Raw genomic sequence first — 12,690 nt, forward strand, 5'->3', positions numbered from 1 at the left:
CGGGGAACGGATGACCACAATAATTTGGTACATAAGTACTGGTGGAAGATGTGAGCCAGAAGCAAATCCAACAGTAGTAGTGATTTTATCAGTAATTGGTCTAGCTTTTTTTTCTACTACTTTAGCTTATCTTATTTATTTTCGGCTACTTAATAATATTGGTGTTACTAAAACCTTAACTGTTACTTATTTAATTCCTTTATTTTCTATGCTTTGGCTCATATCTTCCACCAGAACTTATGTACTAATTTTTTAGGAAAAATGTTCTTTATGGTTAATTCTCTATAATCTTTGTCTCCTAGAGGTTTAACATCAATTCTCTTACTCATTACTCCTTACTCCTTACTCATTACTCAACCCCAACCAGTAGCTTTTGCTAAAGGTGGAAGATCTGATTTGGGGTGCCATGATTCTGGGAGAATCTATTACTATCTCCATGCTCTTGGGATGTGGATTAATTTTACTGGGAATAGCGATCGCCAATAATCTGTTTACAATGTTAATACATTTAGATCCCAACAAAATTAGATGAGTTTTTCTTACATTACTTATTGTAACTATAAATAGTTACATAAGATGATGACTAACACCTTAAAAGAGCGGGTATACCAACTGCTATAAAACAAAAAAAAGGCTCAAAAGTGAGCCTAAACAGGTATGAAGTAGCTTACCTAGATGCTAGAAGCAGTTAAAGTTTTACCTGCCTCTTGTTTTAATAAATCAGCCTTATCAGTCTTTTCCCAAGGGAGATCTAAATCAGTTCTGCCGAAATGGCCATAAGCAGCAACATCTTGATAAAAACGACCCTGACGTTGCTGAGGTAAATTGCGGAGGTCAAAAGCCTGAATAATTCCTGCCGGTCTAAGATCAAAATGCTTTTGGACTAGTTGTAATAACTCATCTTGCTCTATTTTACCAGTACCAAAAGTTTCTATCATGATACTTACAGGACGGGCCACACCAATAGCATAACTCACTTGTACTTCGCACTTCTCAGCTAAACCAGCAGCAACTATATTTTTAGCTACATAACGACAAGCATAAGAAGCACTACGGTCTACCTTGGTAGGATCCTTTCCAGAAAAAGCTCCACCACCATGACGAGAATAACCTCCATAGGTATCTACAATAATTTTACGTCCGGTTAGACCAGAGTCTCCCTGAGGTCCACCGACAACGAATTTACCAGTAGGATTAACTAGAAAGCGTGTTTTGTCATCAGGCTTAATCTCAAGATCATTAAACACAGGTAAAACTACATGTTCCCAAAGATCAGTTTTAATTTTAGCTTGTACTGCTTCGCCATCAGTTATATCACCAATGGTTTCTGTATGTTGAGTAGAGACTAGTATTGTATCAATACTTACAGGCTTTCCATCTTCATAGGCAATAGTTACTTGGGTTTTGCCATCGGGACGTAAATAAGATAGTTTTCCACTCTTGCGTACTTCAGATAATCTCCGAGAAATACGATGCGCCAAACTAATAGGCATGGGCATTAATTCTGGAGTTTCGTCGCAAGCAAAGCCAAACATCAATCCTTGATCTCCAGCTCCAATTGCATCTAATTCATCTTCACTGAGTTTATCTCTTTGTTCTTTAGCGGCAGTTACTCCTTGAGAAATATCGGGAGATTGCTCGTCAATAGCTAACAGTATCGAGCAACTATTAGAGCAAAAACCATTTTTAGCATCAGTGTAGCCAATTTCTGCAATTTTATTTCTAGCTAACTCGGTAAAATTGATATGAGCTTTAGAGGTGATTTCTCCTGTGATTACCACTAAACCAGTGTTAACAACTACCTCAGCAGCGATGCGACTGTGAATATCTTCTGTCAACAAAGCATCGACAATTGTATCAGAAATTTGGTCACAAATTTTGTCGGGGTGACCTTCTGTTACTGATTCTGAACTGAATAAATAACGGTTAGACAATATTTTTGATTCCTCTTGTTAAGTTTAATTTGGTTTTTTCTTATTACACTTTATAACTATTGGGGACTAACATCAAGCTCTGTTAGTTTTTGAATAACTAAATCAGCTCCATCGAGATAGTTAGTATTTTGATTGTTATAAGCTATACCAATTGTAGCTGAAGCCCCTGCTTTTTTGGCCATGTGAATATCTCCTGGAGAATCGCCAATCATTATGGTTTTTTCAGGAGTTACACCTAAAGCTTGGCAAGCTTGTAAAAATAAAACCGGATCTGGCTTGGTTATTCCGTAGTCAGATCCTTTCGCTAATTTAATATATTTTGAAAGCTGATGTTCATTAACAAATTTTTCTACCGCAGTAGTAGTGTCAGCAGAAAGAATACCGAGTTTACATCCTGCGGTAAATAGTTTCTTAATCACTTCCTTTGTACCAGGAAATAAAGGTGATGCTTCTTTTGAATTTTGTAAATATTGATCCGCTTGAGCAAAAGCCTGACGAGCGATCGCCACGGCTTCAAACCAGCTTTTTCCCCTTGCCGTAATATAGGCGGCTGCGGCGATTTCATTTTCTTGACGACTTCCCACAGCCATTAATCCCATGGGGCTTAATTGTTGATTTTTTATACCGAAGGCCATTAATAGAGGTCCTGCGATATTTGGTACTTGCGCCTCTAGGAAACTTATTCTCATTTTAGCTAGTTCTGCCATAAAATTAGCCGAGTTAATCAAAGTTCCATCTTTATCGAAGATAATAGCTTCAATATTTACTAATTTTTTAGTTTTACAAATTATTGTGGCCATTATCTCCCATTTTCGTTGTTTTCAGTATAAATAGTCCTGGATATCAATTGTCTTTTTCCAGGACTATGCTAACTTTCAAGTTTTACAAGATGAGTTTAAAAGCTTATTCTTCGGTACTAGCTGCTGAAGCTAAATCTTCGCTTTCTAGGTCTTGGCTTTCTGGATCTTGTCTTTCTACTTCTGTATTTATTTCATTTACTTCGTTATTTACTTCGTTATTTACTTCATTTACTTCATTTACAGGCATTTCTTCTTGAGTTGCTTCTTGAGTTACTTCTTCAGTTACTTCTTCAGTTGCTTCTTCAGTTACTTCTTCAGTTACTTCTTGAGTTACTTCTTGAGTTGCTTCTTCAGTTGCTTCTTCAGTTGCTTCTTCAGTTGCTTCTTCAGTTGCTTCTTGAGTTACTTCTTGAGTTGCTTCTTCAGTTACTTCTTGAGTTGCTTCTTCAACTACTTCTTCAACTACTTCTTCAACTACTATTGTTTCGCCTGTTGCTTCTCTCTCTAGTTTTTGACGATATTTTTCTGCCATTTCTTCAGCGCGATCAAAAACTATATTTTTATCTTTAAGCATATCACCTGGTTCTGGTTCTAATTGCTTAGTAGACAGTGATATTCTACCTCTTTCTGCATCTAAATCAATGATCATTACTTTTAGTTCGTCATTGACATTGAACACTGTGTGAGGAGTTTCTATGTGTTCGTGTGATATCTCAGAAATGTGAAGTAGTCCACTAACACCTCCGATGTCTATAAAGGCACCATAAGGTTTAATTCCTCTTACTGTACCTATTACTACCTCGCCCACTTCCAGACGATTCATTTTCTTCTCTACTAATGCTCGACGGTGGCTTAGGACTAGACGATTTCTTTCTTCATCTACTTCTAAAAATTTTAAAGGTAGTTCCTGGTTGATTAAGTCTTCTTTTGCTTGACGAGTACTTATGTGAGAACCTGGTATAAAGCCTCTTAATCCTTCTACTCTTACCAAAGCACCTCCGCGATTTGTCGCGAAAACTAGAGAGCGAACCGTAGCATCTTCTGCTTTTAGCTGACGTACTCTTTCCCAGGCCCGCATGTATTCTATACGTCTTAGAGATAGAGTTAATTGCCCATCTTCGTTTTCATCTGATAATATAAAGAATTCTCTAGTTTCTTCTGCTTGAAGTACATCTAGGGGATTATCTACTCTATTGATTGACATCTCCTGAATAGGAATAAAGGCTGCTGTTTTTGCCCCAATGTCAATCAGTGCTCCTTTTGGCTCCATGTTAAATACTGTCCCTGGTACTATATCACCAGGGCTGAAGTGATAGTCATATTTATCTAAAAGAGCTGCAAAATCTTCATGAGTGAAATCAATTGTTTTTGTAGGATTACCTGTTTGCTGATTGACCATTTACGCTTTATTTCCCATTATGTTTATAGTTTTTTTTCCTAGCTGTGCCTCCTGTTGAATTACTCTCAAACAGTTACATTAAGTCTTGTTTGACTTAACTTCTTCTTAAGAATCTCATTTTTTTCATTGCCTTGACAACTTTGATAATTTATGAGATTAACTAGACTTATCAATAATTCGGTTTAACTGAATTTTGATTTTTAGCACAAATACTATTATAAACCAAATATGAAATTTTTTGTTGACTAGAGCCGAACAAGTTGTACTTAGTGAACTACTGCCACTAAGCTGACGCTTTACTTGGGGACTTCTCTCTAAATTATGTTAAATTTTCAAAACTTTTTATATTTTAACTCTGCTACTTCAGGCGTGGGTAGTTTTGAACGATGATGTGTTTCTATCTTCTGTTGATGATTCTATTTTTAATTTCCAATTGTCTTCTTCTATTTCTTTTTGTAAATTTTTTAAGGTAGACACAAAATCGTTTATTCCTTGAAACCTACCGTATACTGAGGCAAATCTTATATAAGCTACTTCACTTTTATTTTTTAGTTGCTTTAAAACTAGCTCTCCTATTTTCTCGCTGGTAATTTCTTTTGCTGGTAGCTGTTGTATTTTCATCTCGATTTCGTCTACAATAGAATCTAGAGTCGATGTAGAAATTCCCGTTTTCTCACAAGCTCTAACCATTCCTCTTAGAATCTTTGAGCGATCAAATGACTCTTTTTTCCCATCTTTTTTGATTACTGTTAAGGGAATAAATTCTACTCTCTCGTAAGTAGTGAAACGATGTTGACAGTTTAAGCACTCTCTCCTTCGCCTAATGCTTTTTCCTGCTTCTGTAGAGCGGGATTCAAGAACACGATTACTTGTGTTTTGGCAGCAAGGGCATTGCATAGTTCGACCCTCTAATAATTTAAGATAATTTTTTAGTCTTTTTTAGTTTAAGCTAATAGTCAAACCAATAATCTACTGTCTTAATTATAATCTTAAGACAGTAGAAAAGGATTCATATTTAAGATTTTCTTTTCTCAAAAGTCAACTATTCGTGAACCTCCAAGGTTGATGACAAAAGGTTGATTACAAAAGGTTGATTACAAAATGAGTAAGTACTATTTCTGAATGCGAGGAGGTTCACGGAAGGTGATCGCGAAAAAGAGTACACCTAAAGCCATCATCAGTATTAAAATATAAGCAACGCTTTCCATTTTTGTTAATCCCCAATCTCTAACAATAAGTTAAAATTTATTTTCTATATCTAACATATCAGATATTCAGGTCAATCATCAAGTAAAATTAAGTTTTGTAAAGATTGTTAATGATGTTTAAGATTAAACATATTCAAATTATATCTCTGGCTCTAAGTTTATGGGCAAGCAGTAGTTATTTATGCAGACAGAGTAGTGTAGCAATGCCCCTCATAGGGAGATACAGTGGTGATTGCTTGAGGCAGGAGGCAGAAGGCAAAAGGGAGGTATTAAGTGTATCTCGAAAAACTGAAAAATGCCAGAACCAAGAAATAGAGCAATCTAAACAAAATACTGAATCTGAACTAGAAGCTCAACAAGAATTCATTTATGTTAATCCTAACAGGGGAAATGATCAACAGGGAAGAGGGACAGAAACATCTCCTTTTCAAACAATTACCCAAGCGCTGATGTTAGCGGAAGCAAATACAGTAATTATGCTGTCTGAAGGAACTTATAGTTCTGATAGTGGAGAAATTTTTCCTTTGTTATTAAATAATAACGTTACTATTCAGGGACACCCCAAAAGTCAAGGTTTAAAAATAGTAATCGAAGGTAATGGCCCCTATATTAGCAAGACAGGTGCAGGACAACATGTTACTATTGTTGCAACAGAAACAGGAGGAAAATTAACTGGGGTTACAGTTACTAATCCACATCCTAGAGGTTATGGTGTGTGGATTGAGTCTTCAGATCCAGAAATAAGTAATAATACTTTTATTCGTAATGGGGGTTCAGGAATTTCTATTAATGGAGAAAGTAATCCTCTAATTACGGAAAATTATTTTTATCAAAATAGAGGGAATGGTTTAGTGATTTATGGAAAATCACAGCCTTATATTAGCAACAATATTATAGAAAATTCGGGATTTGGAATTAGTGTTTTGGAAAATTCAGCTCCTAGAATAGAAAACAACCAAATTACAAATAATCGCCTAGGAGTTATCTTAGAAGAAAATGCTCAAGCAATTTTACGTAACAATGTTATTGAAAAATCAAAGGAACATGGATTAGTGGCGATCTCCCAATCCCGTGTAGATTTAGGAACCAATAATGACTTAGGCAATAATTTATTTCAAAAAAATCGGGGCTTAGATATTCGCAACCTAACTACTAATTCAATTTTGGCAGTGGGGACGAAACTTTCAGGAAATTTTGAAGGTCAAGTTGATTTTGGCAACTCTTTAGTAATCAATGGTGGACAAGGGCCTGCTCTATCTTCTTCAACAGAAGCAAACTCAACTCCCGAGACAGGGGGGACAAATAGTGTTACTATCCCTACACCGATGAGTTCACCAGAAGAGAATTCCCAAAGTCCAGATTTTCCACAAGGGACAGATATTACTACTACCTTAGCACCTCAAAAACCTAGTTATCGAGTGGTGGTTGAAGCTACTCCTCAACAAGTTGAGAGACTCAAAGACTTATATCCAGATGCCTTTAGTACGGTGCATAATGGACAAAAAATGTTGCAAGTTGGACTGTTTGGCAGTTGGGATAATGCACAACAAGTGCTAGGAGAGTTAGAATCCGTTGGTTTAAGACAGATGATCGTGATTGTAGAATATTAACCAAAAGTTGAGCCATTCCAGCCCCACATTGTTCTTTCTACATCAGTAAATCCGATATAGGTTCTTTCTGCGGGTACACCTAGTTTTTCGGCAATTACTTGACAAAAATCTTTACTCATCGCTTTGACTAGGGTTTTATCCATCTTGCCGATACTTTTTACCTCTAGATAGCAAACAGGATCAAAACTTCCGGCAAAACTCATAGCAACACCAGGTTCAAAAGCTGTCATCACATAAGATTCAGGCTTATTTAAATGCTGAGCTAACTTACTCGATAATGTTTTCAGTAGATCTTCTACTAAAGTTTTGTCACTGGGATTAACAGAGCATTGTACTTTGATTAGGGGCATAATTGCAAACCTCAATTATTTAGTTGATAAATATCACTAAAGCTAATCAAATGAAGAAGTAATATCTACATTTAACTAGCTATAGCGGAATTCCAATTTAGAGATCTCCACCGCGGAAAGCTAGGACAAAGATAACTATTGGGCCTGAAATCATAATCAAACCGACAAAAGTTAGTTGTAAAATTGCCTCTAAATTGAGGTTACTGAATAAATTGGTAATAAAATCCATACATCCTCCTAAAGACCCTTAGCAATTGATTAATTAAATCTTAAACGCCAAAATCTATCTTACCTGTCAATTCTCCTTATTCTCAGTAAACTTAACAAAAATATATAAACTTTTATTAAGATTGTTGACAAGCAATTAAAAACCAAACAATAAAGGTAGTACCACCTTCGTGAGGTTGGGAGTTAAAAATAGCTTGATTAGGACTAATTAATTCAATTTTACCACGCATTTGAGTAACTAGTTCCAAGGCGATCGCCAAACCTAGACCAGTTCCTGGTATATTGCCATCAGCTTGAGTTCCACGATAATGGCGTTCAAAAATGCGACTTTGGACTTCTTGGGGAATACCGCAGCCTGTGTCATGGATTGCCAAGCCTTGAAACTGAATTCCTGAGGCGGTCACAATTTTGATCGCACCACCTCTGGGGGTATATTTCAGGGCATTATCCAACAAATTATGTAAAACTTCTTTCAAAGCTTGAGGATTAGCTTCAATCAAAGGCAAATCCTCGGCCATTTCCACTTCTACGGTAATTCCTTTAGTTTCAGCCATGGTCAAAGCTGTAAAAATTACCGACTCAGCTACTTCCTGGAGTTTTACTGGTTCAAGATTCAAGCCTTTACTAGGTAATTGAGGAGGACTAGGAGTTGCCTCTATCAAAGAATCTGGTTGAAGTAGAGTAGAATTAGCAGTAAATTCCCTAATTAATTCTTGAATATGCTCAGTTTGTTGATATAAACCCTCAGCCACTTTGTGATTAGGATCTGATGGTAAAAGTCGTTTCAAAAGTAGCTTAGCAAAAGTCCGTAAAGCTGTGAGAGGATTACGTAATTGGTGGAGAAAATCATCAAGTTTTTCTCCCTCTACTATACGTAGTTTTTCTTGCTGCAAAAAATTTTCTTGAGACCAAACTTGATGTTGCTGGAGTAAAGTAGCGATGGCGATTGTTTCAGCGATTTTTTCTACTTGGTCTATTTCCCGTGATTGCCAGTCTGTCTTTTCCCGTTTAGCTACCAACAAGCCTATTACCGCTTCTTCATATACCAAAGGTACTACTAGTTGATGAGTGTTTTGATGTGGTTGGGATAGAGTTGAGGGATTTTCTGGAGGAATAAATGATTCACTCTGTTGTTGCTGTATAATTTCCGAGGTACTTTCTGAATTTGGCCAAACTTTGGGGAAGCCTTCAAGGGTGTTTACTGGGTTTATGGGATAAACGGCCACTGGTATTAGTCTAGTTAACTGTGTTTGTTGTGACTTTTGAGTCAAATACACTGCGGACCAGTTTGAACCTAAACTTTGAGCAAGTAAAGCTAATTGAGACTGACACAGCGCTAAAAACTCTCTACTAATCTCTTGGTCACAAGATAACATGAATGGAATCCTAGTTTAATCAATTTAAACAGCTTGAAGCTAGGCTAAATACTGTTTTTTCTATCTTAACTTTTAAAGGCTTCACTTGAGAGAAAACGGTGTTAATTTTTACTTTTCAAAAAAAATTTTTTCCCTCTAATACTTATATATCAACTGTTTTGCTCATATCAGTGACCATGGGGGGGTTGATTTTTTTAATCTCATATTATACAATTTTATCGGCTTCTGTAAAGATAAATACATATAATAGGCTTAAATTAGGAGGTAAACAGGTTGGCTAGGAAACGTAAACGCAAAAGTCGCCGCCGCCTAGAGGGACGCAAAATACTAGCATTAGTACCTCAGTACAATCTCGAAAGTGGTGAAGATAAACCAGTGACAGCAGCACGAAAGTATATTAAAAGCTTTGGTATAACTCCTCCCGCTGTCTTGATTGTGAGACGCAATGAACACACCACTGACAGATATTTCTGGGCAGAGAAAGGATTATTTGGAGCTCAATATGTGGAGGAGAATCATTTTCTTTTCCCCAGCTTAAGAGGAATTATACCAAATCCTCCAGCTCCGGCAAAAGCATCTGTTCTGAGTACTTCGTAAGCCTTTTTAAAATTCAAACCACTCATAAATTGATTAAACTTTTGAGTGGTTGATTGGTATTTTTTAGGATAGGTTAAAATTCCATAGAATCTAAGGGCATAATCAGGCGATTTGCCCTTAAAGGTTCAATGATTTTTTAAATTGAATTAATTCATCACGATGAGCGGTTACTGCAATTTGGGTTTCTATCTCATCGTCTTGATTTTTCTGAGGTGTAACAGTCAAGAATACCTGCTCCAAACGTCCGGCATTTTGCCAATAGAAGATGCCAGCAACAGGTGCTATTACTGTCAATATCAAGGTATATTGACCAATATTAGGGAAAAGTAGTGAAATAACTAGACTCAAAGATAGTAACCCAAAAAAAGCTAAAATACTCAAAAGTAAGGCTAAAAACCAACTAGGACGAACAAAACCTTCAAAAGTAACTTGATTACTAGCGGAGTCTACAGCCTTAACTTGATAAGCTCTAGCTTCAAAATAATTTTGCAACTGAATGAGGATTTTTTCTTCAGGTAGTTTACTAGTTAAAATCAGTTGCTGAGTACGATCTTTGACAGCAGCACGGATAAAGAAAAATAGCCCAATCATGAGCAGGATAGTGAGAAAAAAAGTAGAAGAAAGAACAGAATTACTGACCATGGCCTAAACTGATAAATAAATTTTCACAAAATTTAAGAAATAAGGAGAGATTGCCTTATTTCTCCCGGCTAAAGCTTAATTTACTGACGGCCGTAATAGCTAGAGTAGTGGTCATAGTAATAGTATGAACCATGACTATGTCGAGTGACATTATTGGCTACTAAGCCCAAGATAGGTACTTGAGACATTTGCAATTGTTCGATACTTTGTTTCAAAGCAGAGCGATCAGTTTTAGCAATTTTAGTAACAAGAATTAGTCCTTGAGTGTAGTTTGCCAAAATTCTAGCATCAGCAAAACCTAACAAAGGTGGAGTATCGTAAATAATTAGGTCAAACTCTCCAGATCTTTCTAACTCTGTGACTATTTCCCGCATTTTTTGAGAAGAAAGTAAACGAGTAGGATCTGGAGGTACATCTCCTGCGGTAATTACTGAAAGATTTTCTTCTGATGGTACTTGTTGAATAACACTATTCAAACTCGTACCCGTGGCAATAACATTACTCAAACCCCGTTGATTTTCTAAATTGAGGCGATGATGAACTTGAGGTCGTCGTAAATCTCCATCAATTAAGAGCACTTTTTGACCCATAGCACTAGCAGCTTTAGCTAAGTTGAGGGAAATCGTTGATTTACCCTCCGCAGGAGCTGAAGAGCTAATCACAATGGATTTAATTATCCTATCAGAACTTAAAAGGCGAATGTTGGTATATAGAGAACGAAAGGCTTCTACAAAGGGGGTAGCTTTGTAATTGGATTCTGAACTAGTAGCTGTTGTTGTCTCATTAGTAGTATCACCTAGAGAAATCTTGTTATTGCCAATAGTTAATTCTGGTAAACCTTTGTTGAGGAATTTTTGGACATTATCTAATTCTTTTTGTAGAGGAATAAGAGCGAGGATAGGTAGGTCAACGGTTTCTTTCAATTCTTCAGCAGAATGAAACACAGGATCTAGGCGATCTGCTAACAATGCTGCTCCCATTCCCAATATTAAACCGCCGATGGTGCTGAGAATTAGATTGCGCAGGGGTCGAGGATAAATTGGCTCATTCGGTAGCTTAACTGAAGAGATTAACTGCCAGGGGAGTGGTTGTTGAGCTGCTTCTAGTTGAAGTTTTTCTTGATCGGCGAGGAAACGACCCAGGCTATCGGTGGCTACATCAACTTCTCTTTTGATATCGGTATAACGGCGAGCCAAAATGGGTAATAGTTCTAGTTCTTCTTTGATTTTGGCTATCCCTACGGCTAAGGCTTCTTCTCTAATTTGTAAAATCTCTTGACGATTAGCTGCTTCAATATACTGTTGATTCAATCCTAGTTTTATAGTGCTTGGGGTTGTGTAAAATGGTGATTTTATCGCTTGGGAGGACAAATTATTCCCTAGGACTACTGCTGCTTCTTGTTCAAGAAGATTGAGTAAATTAGCTCGTTCTTCTTGGAGAGCTTCCATTGTCGGGCTATTATCTAAGAAACGTACCGACTCTTCTGCTAATTTTATTTCTATTTCTTGTAGTTTACTAAGTAAATTTTGGTAATGAGGTGATTCGCTCAAATAACTAGCCGTCAAAGCTTGTTCGGGCTGTACTCCTAATTGTTGTTTTAATAGAGTATACAGAGATTGAGTTTCTTTTAGCTTTACTTGAGTGTCTAAATATTGGGCTTCTAAGTCTAACAGTTGTTGAGACAGTTTTTCTCCTTCTGCTTCTGGACTGATCATTTCATGTTCTTGACGAAACTTTTGGAGTTTTTCTTGTAATTCATCTACCCTGAGTCTCAACCTTGGTAGTTGAGATTCAACATATTCTATCCCCTGTCTAATTTCTGTTTGTCTTTCTGATAGACTGTAATCGAGATAGCTACTGGCTAACTTTTCCATCACAAACTGAATTTTTTCGGGATCTGTATCTCTATATGTAACTTCTAAAATTTTAGTTTCATCAAGTTGAGTAATGCGTAGGGGAGCTTTTTTTGGCGGCACTAGAGTTTCATAGGTGATATCTGAGTATTCTTGGTTAAGTTCAGGAATAACTTCTCCTAGAACTTTTGGACTACGTAAAACTTGTATTTGTGTTTCGTAATCTACTGAACTAGAACTGTCACCTAATAAAGGAATATTCGTTGATTGATTATTATCCTGGGGAGACTCAATTAACAGTTGAAATTTTCCTTCGTATACCCTAGGTCTAGTAATTGTCCAGAGGAAGATTACGGTAGTGAAGCTCAAAGCTACTGAAGTAATTAGAGGAAGACGATGTTTAACTAATGACAACAGTTGACGAACATCAACTGTATCTTCTTCAACTTCACTATCACGATTAATTAGGGGTAATAGAGAGTAAATTAATTTACTACTATCTGGGAGGTAGGTATCTTGATGACCATGATGATAACCATTGCCATTACCATTACCATTACCATTACCATTACCATTACCATTACCATTGCCATTGCCGTTGCCATTTAGGGAGGCAAACTCAGCAGAATTATTATTTTTCATGTTCACTCCTCTTGTTTTTGGTTAGTTGGTCGAGCTAATTTTAACTTTATT

The 12,690-nt window shown here is 36.7% G+C and carries 13 protein-coding genes and 1 pseudogene; 4 read left to right on the forward strand and 10 right to left on the reverse strand.

Annotation, left to right across the window (positions count from 1 at the left end; genetic code table 11):
* The coding region (locus tag MW688_RS02695) for an EamA family transporter (RefSeq protein ID WP_486734374.1) at nucleotides 1-256 on the forward strand (256 nt) is incomplete at its 5' end.
* Between the two features lie 126 nt (nucleotides 257-382).
* Entirely contained in the window at nucleotides 383-532 is a 150-nt protein-coding gene (locus MW688_RS02700; RefSeq protein WP_486734375.1) for a hypothetical protein, read from the forward strand.
* A 139-nt stretch (nucleotides 533-671) separates the two neighbouring features.
* Here the strand turns inward: MW688_RS02700 and metK are convergent, their stop codons facing one another.
* From metK to MW688_RS02725, 5 genes and pseudogenes are all read right to left on the reverse strand, one after another.
* On the reverse strand, nucleotides 672-1,934 hold the full coding sequence (gene metK, locus MW688_RS02705; RefSeq protein WP_486734376.1) for a methionine adenosyltransferase: 1,263 nt from the start codon (nucleotides 1,932-1,934) through the stop codon (nucleotides 672-674).
* A gap of 56 nt (nucleotides 1,935-1,990) precedes the next feature.
* Entirely contained in the window at nucleotides 1,991-2,734 is a 744-nt protein-coding gene (locus tag MW688_RS02710) for an HAD family hydrolase (protein ID WP_486734377.1), read from the reverse strand.
* A 382-nt stretch (nucleotides 2,735-3,116) separates the two neighbouring features.
* Nucleotides 3,117-4,133, reverse strand: a pseudogene (locus MW688_RS02715) (30S ribosomal protein S1); the annotation flags it as partial.
* A 363-nt stretch (nucleotides 4,134-4,496) separates the two neighbouring features.
* The gene (nrdR, locus tag MW688_RS02720) at nucleotides 4,497-5,030 is read right to left on the reverse strand and encodes a transcriptional regulator NrdR (RefSeq protein WP_486734378.1); all 534 of its coding nucleotides are present in this window, start codon (nucleotides 5,028-5,030) and stop codon (nucleotides 4,497-4,499) included.
* Between the two features lie 215 nt (nucleotides 5,031-5,245).
* Nucleotides 5,246-5,341 carry a photosystem II reaction center protein T gene (locus MW688_RS02725; RefSeq protein WP_486734379.1) on the reverse strand — a complete coding sequence of 32 codons (96 nt, stop codon included), beginning with the start codon at nucleotides 5,339-5,341 and terminating at the stop codon, nucleotides 5,246-5,248.
* Nucleotides 5,342-5,451: 110 nt separating this feature from the next.
* Between MW688_RS02725 and MW688_RS02730 the strand changes: the two genes are divergently transcribed.
* Nucleotides 5,452-6,951, forward strand: a complete 1,500-nt coding sequence (locus MW688_RS02730) for a DUF1565 domain-containing protein (protein WP_486734380.1) — start codon at nucleotides 5,452-5,454, stop codon at nucleotides 6,949-6,951.
* Here MW688_RS02730 and MW688_RS02735 read toward each other — a convergent pair.
* The 3 genes from MW688_RS02735 to MW688_RS02745 all read right to left on the reverse strand — a co-directional run bounded on the left by MW688_RS02735 (nucleotide 6,948) and on the right by MW688_RS02745 (nucleotide 8,905).
* Complete coding sequence (locus tag MW688_RS02735) at nucleotides 6,948-7,301, reverse strand: phenylpyruvate tautomerase MIF-related protein (protein WP_486734381.1); 354 nt, start codon at nucleotides 7,299-7,301, stop codon at nucleotides 6,948-6,950. The two genes, MW688_RS02730 and MW688_RS02735, sit on opposite strands and share 4 nt — an antisense overlap.
* A 97-nt stretch (nucleotides 7,302-7,398) precedes the next feature.
* Nucleotides 7,399-7,530: a photosystem II reaction center protein Ycf12/Psb30 gene (gene psb30 / locus MW688_RS02740; protein WP_486734382.1), complete on the reverse strand. Its 132-nt coding sequence runs from the start codon at nucleotides 7,528-7,530 to the stop codon at nucleotides 7,399-7,401.
* 115 nt (nucleotides 7,531-7,645) lie between these two features.
* The gene (locus tag MW688_RS02745) at nucleotides 7,646-8,905 is read right to left on the reverse strand and encodes a sensor histidine kinase (RefSeq protein ID WP_486734383.1); all 1,260 of its coding nucleotides are present in this window, start codon (nucleotides 8,903-8,905) and stop codon (nucleotides 7,646-7,648) included.
* Nucleotides 8,906-9,178: 273 nt separating this feature from the next.
* On the opposite strand from MW688_RS02745, the gene MW688_RS02750 reads away from it, so the two are divergent.
* Nucleotides 9,179-9,502 carry a DUF3155 domain-containing protein gene (locus MW688_RS02750; RefSeq protein ID WP_486734384.1) on the forward strand — a complete coding sequence of 108 codons (324 nt, stop codon included), beginning with the start codon at nucleotides 9,179-9,181 and terminating at the stop codon, nucleotides 9,500-9,502.
* A 117-nt stretch (nucleotides 9,503-9,619) separates the two neighbouring features.
* Here the strand turns inward: MW688_RS02750 and MW688_RS02755 are convergent, their stop codons facing one another.
* A complete protein-coding gene (locus MW688_RS02755) occupies nucleotides 9,620-10,144 on the reverse strand; it encodes a cofactor assembly of complex C subunit B (protein WP_486734385.1) in 525 nt (174 codons plus the stop codon).
* An 80-nt stretch (nucleotides 10,145-10,224) separates the two neighbouring features.
* Complete coding sequence (locus MW688_RS02760; protein ID WP_486734386.1) at nucleotides 10,225-12,639, reverse strand: GumC family protein; 2,415 nt, start codon at nucleotides 12,637-12,639, stop codon at nucleotides 10,225-10,227.
* Nucleotides 12,640-12,690: the final 51 nt, after the last annotated feature.

Source organism: Johannesbaptistia floridana (genome assembly GCF_057440575.1).